A 20,791-nucleotide genomic window follows, 5' to 3' on the forward strand; every position below is an offset into this window, starting at 1 on the left:
CCGTTACTGTCTGCCACCATACCGGTACATTTGATCGCATGCGTACCGGTAAGGATTCGGTAGCGGCGTCGGCACACTGTCCAGGCGCAGGCTCCTGTCCCCCTTCTCTCCGGCCCCTCCGTATTTTTGGCTCCGCTCGACCGCCCATGAACGCCTCGCCGCTTCGCCTCGATCATCTCGTCGTTGCCGCGCGCACGCTGGAAGAAGGCGTGCAGTACGTGAGCGACGCGCTCGGCGCCGCGCCCTCGGGCGGCGGCGCTCACCCGCTCATGCGCACGCACAACCGTCTGCTCGGGCTGTGGGGCGGTGCGTATCTGGAAGTCATCGCGGTCGATCCGGCGGCGAAAAGCGACGCGAACGCCCGCGCGCGCCTCTTCGCGCTCGACGACCCCGCCGTACTGGCGCGCCTCGAACAGGGCCCGTATTTGTCGCATTGGGTCGCGCGCGTCGATCCGCCGAAGAGCCTCGCACGCTGGCGCGAGCAGTATCCCCAGCGCATTCCCGCGCTCGTGCCGATGACGCGCGGCGACTTCTCGTGGCAGCTCACCGTGCCGGAAAACGGCGCTTTCCCGTCCTGGCAAGGCGCGGGCGACGGCATCCTGCCCTCGCTGATCCAGTGGGACACGGCGCATCATCCGTCGCAGGTGCTGGCCGACACCGGCATCGCGCTCACGTCCCTCACCGGGTTTCACCTAGAGGCGCAGGCGGCGCGCGAGCAGTTGCAGTGGCTCGGCGCGGCGCACCTGATCGTCGTGGAGGAAGCCCTCTCGCCCGCGCTCGTCGCGCAGTTCGAAACCCCGTCCGGTCCGCGCACGCTCGGCGCGCCGGCACGCTGATCCGTCGAGCGCAAAGTCCCGCATGAAAGCACGCGAAACCCAAGGCATGCTGCTCGGCCTCGTCGGCGTCATGATCTTTAGCCTCACGCTGCCGATGACGCGCATCGTCGTGGCCGAATTCCACCCGCTTCTGAACGGCCTCGGCCGCGCGCTCGCCGCCGCCGTGCCGGCCGCGCTGCTGCTCGCCATCCGCCGAGAGACATGGCCCACCTGGCCGCAGGTCAAGAGCCTCGCCGTGGTGTCGCTTGGCGTGATCGTCGCGTTTCCGGTCTTTTCCGCCTTCGCGATGAAGACCGTGCCGGCCTCGCACGGCGCCATCGTCAACGGCCTGCAGCCGCTCGCCGTGGCGATCTACGCGGCGTGGCTCTCGCACGAGCGGCCCTCGAAGGCGTTCTGGGTCAGCGCGCTGATCGGCAGCGCGCTCGTGGTCGCGTTCGCGCTCCAGGCGGGCGGCGGCTCGCTGCATGCGGGCGACGCGTGGATGCTCATCGCGGTGGGCATCGGTGCGCTCGGCTACGCCGAAGGCGCGCGCCTCGCGCGCCAACTGGGCGGCTGGCAGGTGATCTGCTGGGCGCTCGTGCTCTCGGCGCCGTTCCTCGTGCTGCCGGTAGGCTGGCTCGCATGGGCGCATCACGTCGCGCACCCGGGCCCCGTCGCGCTCAAGACCTGGCTCGCCTTCGGCTACGTCACGCTGTTTTCGCAGTTCATCGGCTTTTTCGCGTGGTACGCGGGGCTCGCCATGGGCGGTACGGCGCGCGTGGGCCAGGTGCAGCTGCTGCAGATTTTCTTCACGATGGCGTTCTCGGCGCTCTTTTTCGGCGAGCAGGTCGCGCCCTCGGCGTGGCTCTACGCGGCCGCGGTGATCGCCACAGTCGTACTCGGTCGCCGCGCGGCGATCGGCACGGCCCCGGCGCCCGCGCGCGCATGAGCCGGTTTCACGTCATAATTCAAGGTTTTCGGCGGCCTCCGGCGGCGCGCGATCGCGCCCCATGCCGCCGCTGAACAGCCACTCGCCTCACCCCAACAAGGAGACCCCATGGACCAGAGCGATCTCAAGGCCGCGCCCGCGTGGCAACTGTCCGAGCGTGCAATCAAGCTGACCAGCTCGGCGATTCGCGAAATCCTGAAGGTCACCGAGCGTCCCGAAGTCATTTCGTTCGCGGGCGGCCTACCCGCGCCGGCCAGCTTCCCGGCCGAGGAAATGCGCGCCGCCGCCGACCGCATCCTGCGCGACGACCCCTCGGGCGCCCTCCAGTACAGCGCGACTGAAGGCTATATGCCGCTGCGCGAATGGATTGCCGCGCGCCACTCGGTGGGCGGCGTGACGGTGCGTCCCTCGCAGGTGCTCATCACCACGGGTTCGCAGCAGGCGCTCGACCTGATCGGCAAGGTGCTGGTCTGCCCCAATAGCCCCGTGCTCGTGGAAACGCCCACCTACCTCGGCGCGCTGCAGTCGTTCTCGCTTTACGAGCCGAAGTACGTCCAGGTCCCGACCGACGAAAAGGGCCTCGTGCCCGAAGGCCTGACGCCCGAACTCACGGCCGGCGCGCGCCTGCTCTACGCGATCCCGAACTTCCAGAACCCCACGGGCCGCCGCCTGCCGCTCGAGCGCCGCCAGGCGCTCGCGGAATTCGCGAAGCACTCGCCCTTCCCCGTGATCGAAGACGACCCCTACGGCGCGCTCCTCTACGCGGGCGAGCCGCTGCCGACGGTGCACTCGCTCGCGCCCGAGCATGTCGTGCATCTGGGTTCGTTCTCGAAGATCCTGGCCCCGGGCCTGCGCGTGGGCTACATCATTGCGCCCGAAGACCTGCACTTCAAGCTCGTGCAGGCCAAGCAGGCCACCGATCTGCACACGCCGAGCTTCACGCAGCGCATCGTCTACGAGGTGGTGAAGGACGGCTTCCTCGACACGCACATCCCGAAGGTGCGCGCGCTCTATCGCGACCAGTGCGAGGCGATGCTCGACTCGCTCAAGCGCAACATGCCCGAAGGCGTGAGCTGGAACCGCCCCGAAGGCGGCATGTTCATCTGGGTGACGCTGCCCTCGAACATCGACAGCATGAAGCTGCTGGCCGAAGCCGTCGCGCAGAACGTGGCCTTCGTGCCCGGCGCGCCGTTCTTCGCCGACGAGCCGCAACACAACAAGCTGCGCCTGTCGTTCGTCACGGTGCCGCCCGCGAAGATCGAAGAAGGCGTCGCGAAGCTCGCGGCCCTGATCCGCGCGCACGCCTGACGCAAGCCCGGCGAAGGCCTGGCGCAGCGCCAGGCTCTTTCCGACTCAACACCCGAACGAGGAATCCTGATCATGGCTGACATCAACATCTACGACCGTCTCGAACAGCTCGGCATCACCCTGCCCCAGGCAGGCGCGCCCGCCGCGGCCTACGTGATGAGCGCCCAGAGCGGCAACACGGTTTACCTGTCGGGTCACATCGCGAAGAAGGACGGCACGGTGTGGGCCGGCAAGCTCGGCGAGTCGCTCACGACCGAGGAAGGCAAGGCCGCCGCGCGCTCGATCGCGATCGACCTGCTCGCCACGCTGCACGCCCACACGGGCGACCTCAACAAGGTCAAGCGCGTGGTCAAGCTCATGAGCCTCGTGAACTCGACGCTCACCTTCACGGAACAGCACGTCGTCACGAACGGCGCTTCGGAGCTGATCGCCGATGTGTTCGGCGAAAAGGGCAAGCACGCGCGCTCGGCCTTCGGCGTCGCGCAGATTCCGCTTGGCGCATGCGTCGAGATCGAGCTGATCGCCGAAGTCGAGTAAACAACACTAGCGACCTTTGCCAGTGCACGCGGACCTGCATCGGGGTCCGCGCACGTTACTGCATTTTCTGTTGTGCGTTCGCGCAACCTGGCGCGCCTCTTGCGCCGCTCTCCCCCTTCCGTGATCGTCCCGCCATGACCCAGCCCAGCGTCCGCTTCAAACAGGTCGACGTCTTCACGTCGGTACCCTTCAAGGGCAACCCGCTCGCCGTGGTGTTCGACGCCGACGGTTTGAGCGGCGACGAGATGCAGGCCATCGCGCGCTGGACCAATCTCTCGGAAACCAGCTTCCTGCTCGCCCCCACCGACGCGCGCGCCGACTACCGGGTGCGCATCTTCACGACCAAGGGCGAACTGCCCTTCGCAGGCCATCCGACGCTCGGCACGGCGCATGCGTTTCTCGAAAGCGGCCGCCCGCCGAAGACGCCAGGGCGCCTCGTGCAGGAATGCGGCGCCGGTCTCATCGATCTGGCCGCCGCGGAGAACGGCGCATGGGCCTTCGCCGCGCCGCCCGCGCGCGTGACGCCGCTCGCCGCCGCACAGTTCGACGCATTGCGCGCGGCGCTGCGCTCGAACGCCGTCGACTTCTCGGCCGCGCCCTGCGGCGTCGACAACGGCGCGCCCTGGCTCGTCGTACGTCTCGCGTCGGCGCAAGCGGTGCTCGCGCTCGACGTCGACTACGAAGCGATCGAAGCCGTTGCCGCGAGCGTGGGTGCACATGGCGTGGCCGCCTACGGCCCGCACGAGGCCGATGGTCCCGCAACCTTCGAAGTGCGCTGCCTCATGACCGGGCTCGGCAAGGGCGAAGACCCCGTCACCGGCAGCGCGAACGCCGCCATCGCCATGCTGCTCGAACAGCAGAACCGGCGTCCGGGCGCACGCTATACGGTGCGCCAGGGCACGGCGCTCGGGCGCGACGGGCGCGTGCGCGTCGACTATGACGATGCGGCGAAAAAGATCTGGATTGGCGGCCACTCGGTGACCGTCGTCGACGGGACCTGCCGGCTCGGCTAAGCGCCCGCAGCGGCGCCCCGATTCATGCAAGGTGCATCGACCACGATGCACCGCCTCGCAGCTATGCACCGCACATCAGCATCGCGCGCGGGTTGAGGCGACCCTCGCGTATACCCGAGGGACCACAGCTTCCTTAATCATTCCCCAACCAGTAATATCGAAACATCGGACGCACGACGCGTCCGGCGTGCATTGCGCGCGCGCAATGCACGTATTCCCCCAGCCATCCGTCCTTCATGCCGCCGACTCAACCGAGCGCATCCTTGCCGTTCCGGCCGCCGCATCCGCGGTGTGAGTTCCCGCGCCTACGGCGGCCGCGATGAGCGCCACGCGGGGTCCGTTCTCGCGCGATTCGAGCCTGCGCAACGCGCCCGGGCCGGCGTACACGCGTCCGCGCGCACTGCTCGCCATTCCGCTGCTCGGCGTGCTGGTGCTCGTGCTGCTGTGGGCGGTCATCTTCACGCGTCTCTCAGTCGAGAAGGAAGCGACCATGCGCGAGGCCACGGCCTCGGCCGCGATTCTCTCGGCGGCGCTCGAACAGCACACCGTCAAGGCGATCCACCAGGTCGACCAGATCACGCGCTTCGTGAAGTACGAGTTCGAAAAGTCGCCGGGCCGCTTCGATCTCGGCAGCACAGTCGAAAAGGGTGTGGTGCAGAGCGACTCGCTCGTGCAGGTGTCGATCATCGACGAGCACGGCACGCTCGTCGCCAACACGGCCGATCCGAATCCCAAGCCCATCGACCTCTCGGACCGCGAGCACTTCAAGGTGCACGAGCACGAGAACGACGACCAGCTCTATATCAGCAAGCCGGTGCTCGGCCGCGTGTCCGGCCACTGGACCCTGCAGATGACGCGCCGCCTCAATCACCCGGACGGCTCGTTCGCGGGCGTCGTCGTGGTTTCTGAGGACCCGAGCTACTTCACGAGCGACTTCTACAACAACGCCGCGATCGGCCGCGACGGCGTGATCGCCGTCATCTCGGACAGCGGCGCCGTGCTCGCGCGCCGCACGGGCAGCGCCGAGCGCGCGAACGGCACGTTCTCCGCGAGCGGCGTGTATCCCATTTCCGAGCATGTGTCGGGCACCTACGTCGACCCGATCGATCACGTGACGCGCATCGTCTCGTACCGCCATATCGATGGCTATCCGCTCGCCGTGCTGGTCGGTCTCTCGCAGGCCGAGGAATTCGCCGACTACAACCACACGCGCGACGTCTACCTGATGATGGCGACGTTCATCTCGCTCGCCATGCTCTCGTTCTTCGCCGTGGCCACGGGACTGATCGGCAAGCTGCTCGGGCGCGAGCGCGAGATGTCGCAACTCGTGCAGTACGACCTCCTCACGGGCCTGCCCAACCGCTACGCCACGCTGCAGCGTTTGCGCCATGAGGTCTCGCAGCCGGGCAACCTCGGGCGGCTCGCCATCCTCTTCATCGACCTCGACAATTTCAAGACGGTCAACGACACGCTGGGCCACAACGCCGGCGACATCGTGCTGCAGATGAGCGCCGCGCGCCTCGCCGACGCCGTGGGCGGCGCGGGCACGCTTGCGCGCATCGGCGGCGATGAGTTCGTGGTGATCGTGAAGGGCGACGACATCGAAAAACGCGCCATCGCGCTCGCCGAAGCCACCAACGCTGCGTTCACGCATCCGTTCGACGTGCGCGGCAGCGCCTTCGTGCTGCATGCGAGCACGGGCATCGCGCTCTTCGCGGTCGCGCACGAAAGCGAAATCGATCTGCTCAAGAAAGCCGACCTCGCGATGTACGCCGCCAAGGAGGCCGGACGCAACTGCTTTCGCTTCTACTCGCCGCAACTCGCCCACCGCGCCGACCACCTGATGAAGTGGGAGCAGCAGCTGCGCGTCGCGCTCGCCGAGGACCAGCTCTTTCTCGCCTACCAGCCGAAGATCGATCTGCGCCGGCGCTGCATCACGGGCTTCGAGGCGCTCGTGCGCTGGAACCATCCGCAATACGGGCTCATTCCCGCGGGCGAGTTCATTCCCGTGGCCGAATCCACGGGGCTCATCGTGCCCGTAGGCGACTTCGTGATCCGTACCGCGTGCGCGCAACTCGCGCAGTGGCAGCAGCAGGGCTACGAGTCGCTCACGCTCGCCATCAACATCTCGGCGGTGCAGTTCTGGCGCGGCGACCTGTACGAGACCGTAGCGCGCGCCATCGAGGAAACCGGCATTGCCGCGCACCGGCTCGAACTCGAGATCACCGAAACCGCGATGATGGAGTACCCGGAGCTCGTTTCGGAAAAGATCTTCGCGCTGAAGCGCCTTGGCGTGCGCGTCGCGCTCGACGACTTCGGCACCGGCTATTCGTCGCTGTCCTACCTGAACCGCTTCGCCGTCGACACGCTCAAGGTCGACCGCTCGTTCGTGCAGGCCATCCCCGCCGACCGCAGCGTGTGCGTGATGGTCTCGGCGATCGTCAATCTCGCGCGCTCGCTCGGGCTCACGGTAGTCGTCGAGGGCACCGAAACCGAAGAGCAGATCGCGTGGCTCTCCGCGCTCGGCCCGATCGAGGCGCAGGGCTTCCTGTTCTCGCGCCCCGTGCCCGTGGAAGGCGTGGCCGCGCTGATCGAGCGCTTCGGCGTCTGTAGCGCGACGCAGCCGGCGGGCACGCAAGCCGCACGCGAAGATCGCCGCAACGAGCGCCTGAGCGACGCGCCGCAATCGCGCTGACGCGAGGCCGGCGCGCAGATTGCGCATTGTCCACGCCTTCCAGTGAGTTGCGCGAACCGCGTGCCTTCGCGCACAGATCCGCACGGACCTTCGCCCGCACGATGCAGCCATGCAAACCCGCACCGACGAAGCGATCGCGGCGCCAATCCGCGACCATCACGAACCGCTCCTGACGCTCTTTCGCGTCGTGCTGACCGTGTCCGCGGTCTCATGGGGCGGCCTCGCGCTCATGGCGCAACTCGAGCAGCACTACGTGGAGCGCGAAGCGCGTCTCACGCAAACCGCATTCTCGGATCTGGTAGCACTCGCCTGGATGGTGCCGGGGCCGGTAGGCTGCAACGTCGCGGTGCAACTCGGCCATGCGCTGCGCGGACGCGCGGGCGCGTGGGTCGCGGGCGTGGCGAGCGTGCTGCCCTTCTTCGCGCTGATGACGCTGTTCGCCATTTTCTACCGCACGCCGCTCGTGCATGCGGTCGCCTCGCGCACGCTGCTCGACCATTTCAGCGTGGTGCTCGCCATGCTGATCGGCGTGACCTGGTACAGGCAGACGCGTGCGCTCGTGCGCGGCCCGCTCGAATGGGGCGTGGCGATCGCTGCCTGTGTGGCCCTCGCGCTCGCGGCGAGCGGCGCGGCCTACGTCGCGATTCTGCTCGTCGCGTTTGCCGCGGGCTGGCTCGCAAGCCCCGTGCCTTCGCAGCGGCTCGAATTACGCGTGACACGGCGCGATGGGCAATTGCTCGCCGCGCTGGCCGCGCTGATCGTCGTGTTCGCGCTGCCGCTGCCGCATCCGCTCGATTCGGCGCTGCTCTGGCCGCGTCTCGCGGGCGCGGGCATGACGCTGTTCGGCGGCGGCTTTTCGGCGCTGCCCGTGTTGAAAACGCTGTTCGTCACGCCTGCGGTCGGCATCACCAACGACGACTTCACGCTGGCATTCACGCTCTCGCCGCTTTCGCCGGGGCCGCTCCTGAACGTGGTGCCGTTCTTCGGCTATCTCGTCGATGGCTGGGTCGGCGCGCTCGTCGCCACGCTCGCGCTGTTCGTGCCGTCGGGCTGCCTCGTCGTGCTCGCGCGGCGGCACTTGCACCGCATGAAGGCGAACCCGCGCTTCGAGCACGCCATGCGCGGGCTGCGCGCCGCGACCACCGCGTTCCTCGCGATCGCCGTCTGGCATATCGCGCGGCACGTGCCGCTGCATCTTTCTTATCTGCTGACGGCCGTCTTCTCGGCGATGTGCTTCGGCAAGCTCAAGCTCCCCGCTTACGCGGTCTACGCGACGGTAGGACTCGCGTGCGGGGCGAGGCTGCTGCTGGCCTGAAGCGCGCGTTCACGCGCTGATCAGCGCGCTGCCGCAAAACCGCCGAAGAATGCGCGTGCGTTGTCTTCGAGGCTTTCGAGGTGATAGCCGCCTTCCTGCACGATCACCGAAGGCAGGCCGAGCGCGCCGATCTCCGCGCCGAGCCGGCCGAAACCCTCGGTGGTCACGGCGACTTTCGACTGCGGATCGTCCTTGTAGATGTCGAAGCCGAGCGCCAGCACGAGCGCGTCCGGCTCGAAGCGCCTGAGCACCCGCAGCGCCGCTTTCACGCGCTCGAAGAAGTCGGCTTCGGACGCGCCATGCGGCATCGGCAGATTGACGTTGTAGCCCTCGCCAGCACCGTTGCCGCGCTCTTCCTCGTAGCCCGCGACCACGGGATAGAAGTTGGTCGGATCGCCGTGAATCGAGATGTAGAGCACATCGCTGCGACCGTAGAAGATCTCCTGGACGCCCTGGCCGTGGTGCATATCGGTGTCGAGGATCGCCACGCGCTCGAAGCGGCTGCGCAGCGACTGCGCCGCGATGGCCGCGTTGTTCAGATAGCAGAAGCCGCCCGCCGCGTCCGCGCGGGCATGATGACCCGGCGGACGCGAGAGCGCGTACGACTCGCGCGCGCCTTCGTTCACGCATGCGGCCGCCGCCAGCGCGCTTTGCGCCGACCAGTAGGCCGCACGCCAGGTGTTCGCACCGATGGGGCAACTGCCGTCCGCGAGATAGCGCGCCGCCTGCGCGAGCACGCCGCGCAGCGGATTCGGCTCGCGCACGTAGATGTTCGACATCACCTCTTCGCCCCAATCTTCGGGCACGCGCTTCCATTCGGTGTGCGCTTCTTCGAGAAAGCGCAGATAGTTCATGTCGTGCACGGCGGCGATGGGCGCGGTGCCGAAATCGGCGGGCGCCTGCACGTCGAAGCCAAGCGAGCGCGCCGCGGCAACGAGATGCTCGGCACGCTGTGGCACTTCCTGCGGCGCACGCAACTGGCCGCGCGAGAAATAGGCGCGCGGATGGTGCAGCAGCTGATCGGGGTGAAACCAGGTTTTCATGCTCAGTTCTCCTTCTATTTCTTTTACGCGTCGGCCGGGTTTTCCACTTCAACGGCCAGGCGCACGCCCGCGCGCGCCGCGACGGCGTTGAGCAGCACGTTCGCGCCGGCCGTGATGTCTTCCGGCAGAGCGTCCTCGGCTTCGTTGTGCGACAGACCGGCCACGCAGGGAATGAACACCATCGCGGTCGGGCAGTAGCGCGCGAGGTGGATCGCGTCGTGGCCCGCACCGCTTACGATACGCTCGTGTGGATAGCCAAAGCGCGCCGTTGCCTGCGCGACCAGCTCGACGCATTGCGCATCGAACGGCGTGGCTGGGCTCGTCCAGCAATGTGCGATCTGCACGCCGAGGCCCCGCTGTGTGGCCACGTCCGCGCATAGCGCGCGCAAGTCGTGCTCCATCGCATCGAGTTGCGCATCGTCGGGATGGCGCAGATCGACCGTGAACGTCAGGTTCGCCGCGATCGTGTTGCGCGACGAGTTCACGATCTGCGCCTGGCCGATCGTCACGAGACCGAGCGGTGCGTAACGCGCCATCGTGCGTTCGATGTCGAGCGACATCTGCGCCGCGCCGAACCATGCGTCCTTGCGATAGCGCATCGGCGTCGTGCCCGCGTGCGCGGCCACGCCCGTCACGTTCACGTCGAACCAGCGAATCGCCTGGCCGCCCGTCACGACGCCGATGGTCGTCTCGTTCGCCTCCAGAATCGGGCCCTGTTCGATATGAGCTTCGAAGTAGGCGTCGACGGCGACGCCTTGCACGGCGCGCGTGCCGCGCACGCCGCATGCGTCGAGCGCGGCGCCGAGCGTCACGCCGTCGGCGTCCGTGCGCGAGAGTGCCTCCGCCAGCGTCATCGCGCCAGTGAAGACCGCCGAGCCCAGCATCGCCGGCGTGAAGCGCGCGCCCTCCTCGTTGGTCCACGAGCAGATTTCGATCGGCTTCACGGTGCGTGCGCCCGCGTCGTTGAGCGCGCGCACGACTTCGAGAGCGGCGAGCACGCCGTATACGCCGTCGAAGCGGCCGCCTTCGGGCTGCGTGTCGAGGTGGCTGCCCATCAGCACCGGCGCAGCCTGCGCATCGTCGCCTTCGCGGCGCGCGAACAGGTTCCCCACTTCGTCGGTCCACACCGTCATGCCCGCCTCGCGGCACCAGCGCGCGAACAACTCGCGCCCGCGCCGGTCTTCTTCGGTGAGCGCGAGGCGGCGCACGCCGCCGCCCGCCGTCGCGCCAACACGCGCCATCTCCATGAGGCTCGCCCACAGGCGCGGGCCGTCGATCTGCAAAAGGTCTTTCATCGGTCCATCCATTTCAGTCGAACTATTCAAACAGCTGAACAACGTCATCGTGCGCTCAACGCCTCGGCTCCCGCCTCGTCTAACGCATGCTGGTGACGGCGCGCGTCGAGCGCGACGATGCACAACAGCGAGACGCCCGCGAGGCACGTATAGAACACCGCGAGCGGCCACCACTGCCCCGCATGGCGATGCGCGAGCCACGTGCCGACCAGCGGCGTGAGGCCGCCCGCGATCGCGCCGCATACCTGGTAAGAGAGCGAAATCGCGGAGTAGCGCACGCGCGTGGGGAACACGCCGGAGACGAAGCCGGCGATCACCGAATAGAAGCTCGCCATGCAGACCACGGCGATCGAAATGCCGATCACCATCGGCACGACCTTGCCGCTTTGCACGAGCACGAACATCGGATACGGCGAGAGCATCGCGGCGAGCGCCGCGCACTTGAGGAAGCGCGCGCCGCCCATGCGTTCGGCGAGCCACGCGGCGAGCGGCTGCACGAGGAACTGGATGATCGCGACCGCGAACAGGCAGTCGAGAATCAGCGAGCGCGTGATGCCGACGTATTGCGTGGTGTAGGCGATCATGAACGTGTTGGTGAAGTACACGCCCGCAATGCCGATGGTGTTCGCGCCGATGCACAGCAGCACGAGGCCCCACGCCGAGCGGAACACTTCGGCGACGGGCAGCTTGAGCGTGCGGCGCTGGTCCTTGAGCTTCTCGAACTCGGGCGACTCGTTCACGCCAAGGCGGATCATGATGCCGACCACGAGCAGCACCGCCGAAACGAGGAACGGCAGACGCCAGCCCCACGAGAGAAAGTCGGCCTTGTCGAGCGACGTGACCGAGCGGAACTCGAGCAGCGAAAGAATCAGGCCGGCCGGCGAACCCAGCTGCGCGAACGAAGCGAAGAACGTGCGGCGGCCTTCGGGCGCGTGCTCGCCCGCCATCAGCACCGCACCGCCCCACTCGCCGCCCACGGCGATGCCCTGCACCACGCGCAGCAGCACGAGCAGCACCGGCGCGAGCATCCCCACGCTCGCGTACGACGGCAGCAGGCCGACGCAGACGGTCGCGACGCCCATCATCATCAGGGTGGTCATGAGCGCTTTCTTGCGGCCGATGCGGTCGCCGAGGTGGCCGAAGATCAGGCCGCCGAGCGGACGCGCGAAGAACCCGACGGCGAAGGTCGCGAACGACGCCATCGTGCTCACGAAGCGGTCTTCAGAAGGGAAATACAGCTCGCCGAACACGAGCGCGGCGGCCGTGGCGTAGATGTAGAAGTCGTACCACTCGATCATCGTGCCGATGAACGCCGCGGCGGCGGCGCGCACCGGTTGCCGGGTGCTGGGTTGTGGGCTGGCCATGCGTCGGTCTCCTTCAGGCGCGTTTGGGATGGGTTCGTGTTGCTGTTGCATGGACGCTTTATCGCCAGCCACAAATCATTAGTCAAATTTCGCGTTATTATTCTGCACATAAATTTAACTAATACCCTTGGCGCACCCTTGCGCCGGGAGACCGCCCATGCGCGCCGACACCACCCGCTTTCTCAACGACCGTCTTGACTGGAACCTCCTGCGCACCTACCTCGCGATCATGCAGGAGCGCAGCCTGAGCCGCGCCGCCGCCCGGCTCTATGTCACGCAGCCGGCCGTGAGCCAGGCGCTCAAGCGCCTCGAAGACGCGCTCGGCCGCAAGCTCATCGAGCGCCGCGGCGCGCAGTTCGTGCCGACCGAGGCGGGCGAAGAGGTCTATCGCATTGCGAGCGACATCTACGGCACGATTTCCCAGCTCGAAACCGGGCTCGACGAGCGCACCGCCGACATCACCGGCTCGATCCGCCTGCTCACGGTGAGCCGCATCGAGTCGCGCGTGTACGACGAATTTCTCGCGGAGTTCCACACGGCCTACCCGCGCATCGACTTGCAGATCGAAGTGATGCGCTCGTCGGACATCATCTCGTCGCTGCTGCAGAAAACCGCGACCGCGGGCCTGAGCCTGTGCCGCACGCCCATCGACAAGCTGGACATGCGCTGCTTCCTGCGCCAGCGCTACGCGATGTTCTGCGGCCGGCATCACCGGCTCTTCGGGCTCTCGCAGTTGACGATGGACGACCTGCTCGCGGAGAACTTCGTCTCATTCACGAGCGACCAGATTGGCGACAGCCTGTCGCCGCTCACGGTGTTTCGCGACCAGCGCGGCTTCACGGGGCGGATCGTGGCGTCGTCACCGAGTCTGGACGAGGTGCGGCGGCTGATCTTTGCGGGCTACGGCATTGGCTGCCTGCCCGAGCATACGGTGCGGGACGATCTGGCGCGGCAGCGCCTGTGGCGGCTGCCGCCGGAGGAAGGGCTCGTGGACGTCGATATCCACTTGCTGTGGCATCGCGAACGCAAGCGCAATGCGGCCGAAGAAGCGTTCTTCGACGCGATGGAGCGCTGCATGCAGCGTCATGCGCTCGCGGAGCGCCTGTAGTGCGTCAAGCGCAGACCGCGAACGTTGCGGGAGAAACGATTAGAACCCGCGCGCGAGCACGGCAACGCCGATCGTCACGATACCCAGCACGAGATTGATGACGACGAGCCGGCGCACGGTGCCCACGGCGCGCGCGCCGTCGGGCCACTTCTGCGCCTGCACGGCGCGGCGAATGCGCGGGAACACAGCGAAGCGGATGTGGCCGAAGATCAGCATCATCAATACGCCCAGGCCCGCCATGGCGTGCAGCTGCCAGGTGGCATGCTCGCCGCCGGACTGCATGAGCAGGAAGCCGCCGGTCAGCAGGATCACGATGACCGAGACGCCCACCCAGTTGAAGAAGCGGCCGAACACCGATTCGATGAGCGGCAGGCGCAACTGCGGCGAGAGGTCTTCGAGCGCTGGGCGCAAACAGAAATGCGCGAAGATCATGCCGCCCACCCAGACGGCGACGCCCAGCAGATGCAGAAAGAGCGCGACTGCGATCGCGTGGCCCATGCTTGATTTCCCTCGTAACGTGTCGTTATCGGCGGCATGTCGACGGAGTGAGTGCAACGCACTCCCGTCCCATGCCTTTGCGCGGCATTATTCCATGCCGCGCCGCGATTCGCGCCGGATATGTGTCGGCCGGAGTTAGCGCTTTAGCACTTTGCGATCCGGAGTTAGCGCTTCAGCGCTTACTCCGGTCCCACGCAGAGCGCTCCGGCGCCATGCAGAGCAGCTAAGTTACTGCGGCAACACCGGACGCATGCCCGTCACGACCTTGAGCTTCGAGTCCGGCGCGCGGCCCTTGCGTGCGCGCTTGCCGATCTGCGGAGCCAGCACCGCGCCCGCCATCAGGTCCTCGGTCGCCTTGCCGCCGCGGCCCGTGCCCACGAGCACGACGCCCGCCGCGCTGATCGCGAGCGCCTGCACGAGCTTCTCGTTCTCGTCGAGCTGCATGAGCGTAACGCCACGTCCGCCGCCCGAGAGCGTCTTCATCTCGTCGAGGCCGAACACCAGCAAACGACCGCCCGACGACAGACACGCCACCTGCAGCGCGTCGGGCAGCATCGGCATCGGCGCGAGCGGCACGCAGCCCTCGTCGATCGTCATGAACGCCTTGCCTGCCTTCACGCGGCTCACCATGTCGCCGATCTTCGCGATGAAGCCGAAGCCGTTGCTCGACGCCAGCAGCAATTGCTGTTCCGCGTTCGCCGCAAAGTAATGCAGCAGATGCGTGCCCGCTTCGAGTTCGATGAGCGACGTGACCGGCACACCGTCACCGCGGCCGCCAGGCAGATTCGCAATCGACACCGAATAGACGCGGCCATTGCTGCCCCACGCGATCAGCGTATCGGGCGTGCGGCACTGGAACGCCGCATAGAGGCCGTCGCCGGCCTTGAAGGTGAAACCTTGCGTATCGAGCCCGTGGCCCTTGAGCGCACGCACCCAGCCCTTCTGCGAGACGACGACCGTGACCGGCTCGTCGACCACGCGCGCTTCGAAGCTCGCCCGCTTTTCCTGCTGAATGAGCGTGCGGCGATCGTCGCCGTACTGCTTCGCGTCGGCTTCGATTTCCTTCACGATGAGCCGCTTCATCGAAGCATCGTTCGCGAGCAGTTCTTCGAGCTTCGCCTTCTCTTCGCGCAGTTCCGCGAGTTCCTTCTCGATCTTGATCTTCTCGAGCCGCGCCAACTGACGCAGACGGATTTCAAGAATGTCCTCGGCCTGGCGCTCGGAAAGCCCGAACGCGCTCATCAGCGCGCTCTTGGGCTCGTCCGACTCGCGGATGATGCGGATCACCTCGTCGATATTGAGGAAGACGATCATCCGCCCTTCGAGGATATGGATGCGGTCGTCGACCTTCGTCAGGCGATGCTGCGTGCGGCGCGTGACCGTGGCGAAACGGAAGCCGATCCACTCGCCCAGAATCTCGCTGATGCCCTTCTGGCGCGGACGGCCATCGGCGCCGATCATCACGAGATTGAGCGATGCGTTCGATTCGAGGCTCGTGTTCGCGAGCAACGAATTGACGAACTCGGCCTGGTCGATGCGGCTCGTCTTCGGCTCGAACACGAGGCGCACGGGCGCGTCCTTGCCCGACTCGTCGCGCACGGCGTCGAGCAGCCCGAGCATGGTCTGCTTGCTCTGCAGCTGCTCGGGTGTGAGCGTCTTCTTGCCGAGCTTGAGCTTCGGGTTCGTGAGTTCCTCGATCTCTTCGAGCACCTTCTGGCCCGAGGTGTTCGGCGGCAGCTCGGTCACCACGAGCTGCCACTGGCCGCGCGCGAGGTCCTCGATCTTCCAGCGCGCGCGCACCTTGAGGCTGCCGCGGCCCGACTCGTAAGCCGCCGCAATTTCCGCGTCGCTCGAAATGATCTGGCCGCCGCCCGGGAAATCGGGCCCCGGCAGCTTTTCCATGATCTCCGCGTGCGAAAGCTTCGGGTTGCGAATCATCGCCACCGCCGCCGACGCGACTTCGCGCAGGTTATGCGAGGGAATTTCGGTGGCGAGACCCACCGCGATCCCCGACGCGCCGTTGAGCAGCAGCATCGGCAGGCGCGCGGGCAGCGTCTTCGGCTCCTGGAACGAGCCGTCGTAGTTCGGCATGAAATCGACAGTGCCCATGTCGATTTCGTCGAGCAGCAGCTTGGCGATGGGCGTCAGGCGCGCTTCGGTGTAGCGCATGGCCGCCGCGCCGTCGCCGTCGCGCGAGCCGAAATTGCCCTGGCCGTCGATGAGCGGATAGCGCATCGAGAAGTCCTGGGCGAGGCGCACGAGCGCGTCGTAGGCCGACTGGTCGCCGTGCGGGTGGTACTTGCCGAGCACGTCGCCCACCACGCGCGCGGACTTCACGGGCTTGGCGTTGTCGCCCAGGCCCATTTCGTTCATCGCGAAAAGAATGCGCCGCTGCACCGGCTTCTGGCCGTCGCAGACGTCGGGCAGCGCGCGGCCCTTCACCACGCTCACCGCGTAGTCGAGATAGGCGCGTTCCGCGTAGTGGCCGAGCGTGAGCGTGTCGCCGTTCGGGGCGTCCGTCACTTCAGCAAAGAGATCGTCCATGTTTCAATCGTTCCGTAATCTTGTATGGGCGCGTGCGCTTAGATATCCGCTTCGACTTCGTTGCCCTTCTCTTCGAGCCACGAACGGCGCGAGGCCGCTTCGCCCTTGCCCATGAGCATCGTCATGCGCGCAACCGTGGACTCGTAGTCGAGGTCGCCGAGCGCGATGGGCGAGAGACGCCGCGTGTCGGGGTTCATCGTCGTGTCCCAGAGCTGTTCGGCGCTCATTTCGCCCAGGCCCTTGAAGCGGCTGATGGTCCATTGCGTTTCGCGCACGCCGTCCTTGCGCAGCTTGTCGAGGATCGCTTCGAGTTCGCCTTCGTCGAGCGCATAGAGCTTCTGTGCAGGCTTCTTGCCGCGCGCGGGCGCATCGACACGGAACAGCGGCGGGCGCGCCACGCACACGTGACCGCGCTCGATGAGCTGCGGGAAATGCTTGAAGAAGAGCGTGAGCAGCAGTACCTGGATGTGCGAGCCGTCGACGTCGGCATCGGAGAGAATGCAGATCTTGCCGTAGCGCAGATTCGAAAGATCGACCGTCTCGTCGGGGCTGTGCGGATCGACACCGATCGCCACCGAAATATCGTGCACTTCGTTGTTCGCAAAGAGCCGGTCGCGCTCGGTCTCCCACGTGTTGAGCACCTTGCCACGCAGCGGCAGGATGGCCTGGTACTCCTTGTCGCGCCCCATCTTGGCGGAACCGCCGGCCGAGTCGCCCTCCACGAGGAAGAGTTCGTTGCGCGCAATATCGGTCGATTCGCAGTCGGTGAGCTTGCCGGGCAGCACGGCCACGCCCGAGCTCTTGCGCTTCTCGACCTTCTGGCCCGCGCGCGTGCGCGCCTGCGCCTGCTTGATGACGAGATCGGCGAGCTTCTTGCCGTGCTCGACGTGCTGGTTGAGCCACAGCTCCAGAGCCGGACGCGAGAACGACGACACGAGTTTGACGGCGTCGCGGCTGTTCAGGCGCTCCTTGATCTGCCCCTGGAACTGCGGGTCGAGCACCTTGGCCGAGAGCACGAACGAGACGCGCGCGAAGACGTCTTCGGGCAGCAGCTTCACGCCTTTCGGCTGGAGATTGTGCAATTCGACGAAGCTCTTCACGGCCTGAAACAGACCGTCGCGCAGGCCGCTTTCGTGCGTGCCGCCCGCGGGCGTCGGGATCAGGTTCACGTACGACTCGCGCGTGAGCGAGCCTTCCTCGCTCCACGCCACGACCCACGCGGCGCCCTCGCCTTCGGCGAAGGTGTCGTCGGTGGTGCGCGCGTCGGCGTAGCGCTCGCCTTCGAACAGCGGGATCAGCAGGTCGGCGCCGCCCATGCCTTCGAGCAGATAGCCGCGCAGGCCGTCTTCATACTTCCAGCTCTGGCGCTCGCCGGTCTTCTCGATGACGAGTTCGACCTCGACGCCCGGCAGCAACACGGCCTTCGAGCGCAGCAGGCGCTGAAGTTCGCCGAGCGGCAGATTGGGCGAGTCGAAATACTTAGGATCGGCCCAAGCGGTCACGCGCGTGCCGCTCTTCTTCTCGTCGCGCGCGGCGTTGCGCGTAGTGAGCTGCTTCGTGACGTTGCCGTCAGAGAAACCGATTTCGGCGACCTTGCCGTCGCGCCAGACAGTCACGTCGAGGCGCGTGGACAGGGCGTTGGTGACCGAGACGCCCACGCCGTGCAAGCCGCCCGAGAACGTATAGGCGCCGCCGGCGGCCTTGTCGAACTTGCCGCCCGCGTGCAGGCGCGTGAAGACGATTTCGACGACGGGCACCTTCTCTTCGGGGTGCAGGCCGAACGGAATGCCGCGGCCGTCGTCCTCGACGGAGACGGAATGGTCGGCATGCAGCGTCACGGTGATGCGCTTGCCGTAGCCGCCGAGCGCTTCGTCCGAGGCGTTGTCGATGACTTCCTGGATGATGTGCAGCGGATTCTCGGTGCGCGTATACATGCCCGGCCGCTGCCGGACGGGCTCGAGGCCCTTGAGCACCTTGATCGACGCTTCGCTATAGCCAGTGTTTCCAGCGTTGGACTTCTTCGTTGACATGGTGATCCACAGGGGGTTGTCCGCGCGCTTGTCCACAGGTCCTGTGGACATCTGCGGGGAAAACGCGTTGAGCGTTCAAAAAAACCGATACGAAACAACGAAGTGAACCGGCTGCGCGCCGCGGTGGCAGGTGCGCTCGCGGCGGCGCAGTGGTTCGCGCAGTTGTTCGAATTCGCGAGGTATTGTACTGATTTGGGCTCGCACGGCAATTTGCTTGGGGGTTGGCTGGCTGAACAGATGAGTACGGGCCGCCCGTCTTAAAAAAAGCGGCCTTCATCAGGCCGCTTTGTCTCGCATCACTTGCGCTTGCTCTCCAGCTCCTCCCACCGCTCCAGCGCGACGAGCAATTCCTCGTCGATCGCCGCGTAGCGCTCGGTGAGCCGCGTGCCTTCGGCCGCGTCCTTCGCAAAGATCGACCCGTCCTCGATCTTCGCGCCGATCGTCTTCTGCTCGGTCTCCAGCGCCTCGATGCGCTTGGGCAGGTCCTCGAGCTCGCGCTGCTCCTTGAACGAAAGCTTCACAGTACGTTGCGCATTGCGGCCCGCCGCGCTCTCCTTGGGAGCGGCAGCCGCAGCAGCCGCTTCTTTCGGCGCGCGCGCCTCGGCAATCTCCTGCGCACGCGTGCTCTGCGTTTGCCAGTCGGTGAAGCCGCCCACGTACTCACGCCACTTGCCCTCGCCCTCGGACGCGATCACCGAAGTCACCACGTTGTCGAGGAACGCGCGATCGTGCGAAACGAGCAGCACGGTACCGTCGTAGTCGGTGAGCAACTCTTCGAGCAGTTCGAGCGTCGGGATGTCGAGGTCGTTGGTCGGTTCGTCGAGCACCAGCACGTTCGCGGGCCGCGCGAACAAACGCGCGAGCAGCAGACGGTTACGCTCGCCGCCCGAAAGCGACTTCACGGGCGAGCGCGCACGTTCGGGCGCGAACAGGAAGTCGCCGAGATAGCTCATGACGTGCTTCTTCGCGCCGTTGATCTCGACCCAGTCGCTGCCGGGGCTGATTGTATCGGCGAGGCTCTTTTCCATGTCGAGCTGCGCGCGCATCTGGTCGAAGTACGCGACCTGCAGGTTCGTGCCTACGCGCACAGTGCCTTCATCGGGCTTCAACTCGCCGAGAATCAGCTTCAGCAGCGTGGTCTTGCCGGCGCCGTTCGGACCGACGAAGCCGATCTTGTCGCCGCGCATGACCGTCGACGAGAAGTTATCGACGATCGTGCGGCCGCCATAGCGCTTGGTCACGTCCGTGAGTTCGGCGACGATCTTGCCGGACTTCTCGCCCTGCGCGACGTCGAGCTTCACGTTGCCCTGCACGTTGCGGCGCTCGGCGTGCTCGCTGCGCATCTGCACGAGGCGCGCGATACGTCCCACGCTGCGCGTGCGCCGCGCTTCCACGCCCTTGCGGATCCACACTTCTTCCTGCGCGAGCAGCTTGTCGAACTTCTCGTTCTCCACGCGCTCGACTTCGAGCTGCTGCGCCTTGCGCTCCTGGTACTGCGAGAAGTTGCCCGGATACGAAAGCAGCTTGCCGCGATCGAGTTCGACGATGCGCGTGGCCACGCGGTCGAGAAACGCGCGGTCGTGGGTGATGAAGAGCAGGCTTGAACGCTGTGCCACGAGCAGTTCCTCGAGCCAGCGGATGCCGTCGAAGTCGAGGTGGTTGGTCGGTTCGTCGAGCAGCAGGATATCGGGCTGCACAACGAGCGCGCGGGCGAGCGCCACGCGCTTTTGCATGCCGCCCGAGAGCGCGCCCACGCGGGCTTCGCCTTCGAGGCCGATCTGCGCGAGTGTCGTGGCAACGCGCGTGCGCCAGCTCCAGGCGTCGGCATGATCGAGCGACGATTGCAGCGTGTTCATGCGCGCGAGCAGTGCCTCGTGTTCGGCGCCTTCGGGCGTGTCCGCAAGCTTGTGCGCGACCGTGTCGTATTCGTCGAGCAGCGCGCGCACGTCGGCGAGGCCCGAGGCGACGGTGTCGAAGACCGTGGCGTCGGCGTCGAAGTCGGGCTCCTGCGGCACGTAGACGGTCGAAAGCGCCTGCTGGCGCGTGACGAGGCCGTCGTCGGGCCTGGCGAGATCGGCGACGATCGTGAGCAGCGACGACTTGCCCGCGCCGTTGCGGCCGATCAGCCCGACGCGCTCGCCGGCTTCGAGCGAAAAGTCCGCGTGGTCGAGCAGCGCGACGTGGCCGAACGCCAGTTGCGCGTCTGTGATGGTGTAAAGCGACATGGATGGAAAGCGATGCGTGCGGTGGACCTGAAGGGGGCATTGTACCGGGCCG

The 20,791-nt window shown here is 66.7% G+C and carries 15 protein-coding genes; 8 read left to right on the forward strand and 7 right to left on the reverse strand.

All coding sequences use genetic code 11. The features are described 5' to 3' along the window. Positions 1–146 precede the first annotated feature (146 nt). The 7 genes from AB3X98_RS09945 to AB3X98_RS09975 all read left to right on the forward strand — a co-directional run bounded on the left by AB3X98_RS09945 (position 147) and on the right by AB3X98_RS09975 (position 8,632). Positions 147–836 (forward strand): VOC family protein, encoded by a 690-nt coding sequence (locus AB3X98_RS09945; protein WP_368606577.1) that lies wholly within the window; start codon positions 147–149, stop codon positions 834–836. 22 nt (positions 837–858) lie between these two features. Continuing rightward, entirely contained in the window at positions 859–1,764 is a 906-nt protein-coding gene (locus AB3X98_RS09950; protein WP_368606578.1) for a DMT family transporter, read from the forward strand. Between the two features lie 108 nt (positions 1,765–1,872). Then, positions 1,873–3,072, forward strand: a complete 1,200-nt coding sequence (locus AB3X98_RS09955) for a PLP-dependent aminotransferase family protein (protein WP_069265376.1) — start codon at positions 1,873–1,875, stop codon at positions 3,070–3,072. Between the two features lie 72 nt (positions 3,073–3,144). Beyond that, complete coding sequence (locus AB3X98_RS09960; RefSeq protein ID WP_368606579.1) at positions 3,145–3,609, forward strand: RidA family protein; 465 nt, start codon at positions 3,145–3,147, stop codon at positions 3,607–3,609. A 134-nt stretch (positions 3,610–3,743) separates the two neighbouring features. Further along, complete coding sequence (locus AB3X98_RS09965) at positions 3,744–4,622, forward strand: PhzF family phenazine biosynthesis protein (protein WP_368606580.1); 879 nt, start codon at positions 3,744–3,746, stop codon at positions 4,620–4,622. Between the two features lie 319 nt (positions 4,623–4,941). Beyond that, complete coding sequence (locus AB3X98_RS09970) at positions 4,942–7,317, forward strand: EAL domain-containing protein (protein WP_069265379.1); 2,376 nt, start codon at positions 4,942–4,944, stop codon at positions 7,315–7,317. Between the two features lie 109 nt (positions 7,318–7,426). Next, positions 7,427–8,632: a chromate transporter gene (locus AB3X98_RS09975; protein ID WP_368606581.1), complete on the forward strand. Its 1,206-nt coding sequence runs from the start codon at positions 7,427–7,429 to the stop codon at positions 8,630–8,632. A gap of 20 nt (positions 8,633–8,652) precedes the next feature. Here AB3X98_RS09975 and AB3X98_RS09980 read toward each other — a convergent pair whose 3' ends face one another. Genes AB3X98_RS09980 through AB3X98_RS09990 form a run of 3 tightly spaced genes read right to left on the reverse strand, consistent with a single transcriptional unit; the run spans position 8,653 to position 12,334 of the window. Continuing rightward, a complete protein-coding gene (locus tag AB3X98_RS09980) occupies positions 8,653–9,675 on the reverse strand; it encodes a histone deacetylase family protein (RefSeq protein WP_342947908.1) in 1,023 nt (340 codons plus the stop codon). Between the two features lie 23 nt (positions 9,676–9,698). After that, positions 9,699–10,970 (reverse strand): Zn-dependent hydrolase, encoded by a 1,272-nt coding sequence (locus AB3X98_RS09985; protein WP_368606582.1) that lies wholly within the window; start codon positions 10,968–10,970, stop codon positions 9,699–9,701. Positions 10,971–11,014: 44 nt separating this feature from the next. After that, positions 11,015–12,334 carry an MFS transporter gene (locus AB3X98_RS09990; protein ID WP_368606583.1) on the reverse strand — a complete coding sequence of 440 codons (1,320 nt, stop codon included), beginning with the start codon at positions 12,332–12,334 and terminating at the stop codon, positions 11,015–11,017. Positions 12,335–12,491: 157 nt separating this feature from the next. On the opposite strand from AB3X98_RS09990, the gene AB3X98_RS09995 reads away from it, so the two are divergent. Further along, positions 12,492–13,442, forward strand: a complete 951-nt coding sequence (locus AB3X98_RS09995; RefSeq protein ID WP_069265384.1) for a LysR family transcriptional regulator — start codon at positions 12,492–12,494, stop codon at positions 13,440–13,442. 39 nt (positions 13,443–13,481) lie between these two features. On the opposite strand, the gene AB3X98_RS10000 is transcribed toward AB3X98_RS09995, so the two are convergent. The 4 genes from AB3X98_RS10000 to AB3X98_RS10015 form a co-directional block, all read right to left on the reverse strand. Next, the gene (locus AB3X98_RS10000) at positions 13,482–13,940 is read right to left on the reverse strand and encodes a CopD family protein (RefSeq protein WP_069265385.1); all 459 of its coding nucleotides are present in this window, start codon (positions 13,938–13,940) and stop codon (positions 13,482–13,484) included. A 228-nt stretch (positions 13,941–14,168) separates the two neighbouring features. Beyond that, positions 14,169–16,484, reverse strand: a complete 2,316-nt coding sequence (gene parC / locus AB3X98_RS10005) for a DNA topoisomerase IV subunit A (protein WP_368606584.1) — start codon at positions 16,482–16,484, stop codon at positions 14,169–14,171. Between the two features lie 38 nt (positions 16,485–16,522). Further along, positions 16,523–18,514 (reverse strand): DNA topoisomerase IV subunit B, encoded by a 1,992-nt coding sequence (locus tag AB3X98_RS10010; protein ID WP_069265503.1) that lies wholly within the window; start codon positions 18,512–18,514, stop codon positions 16,523–16,525. A 296-nt stretch (positions 18,515–18,810) separates the two neighbouring features. Continuing rightward, positions 18,811–20,739 (reverse strand): ATP-binding cassette domain-containing protein, encoded by a 1,929-nt coding sequence (locus AB3X98_RS10015; RefSeq protein WP_368606585.1) that lies wholly within the window; start codon positions 20,737–20,739, stop codon positions 18,811–18,813. Between the last annotated feature and the right edge of the window lie 52 nt (positions 20,740–20,791).

Source organism: Paraburkholderia sp. BR14312, from assembly GCF_040948675.1.
Taxonomy (GTDB): domain Bacteria; phylum Pseudomonadota; class Gammaproteobacteria; order Burkholderiales; family Burkholderiaceae; genus Paraburkholderia; species Paraburkholderia nodosa_A.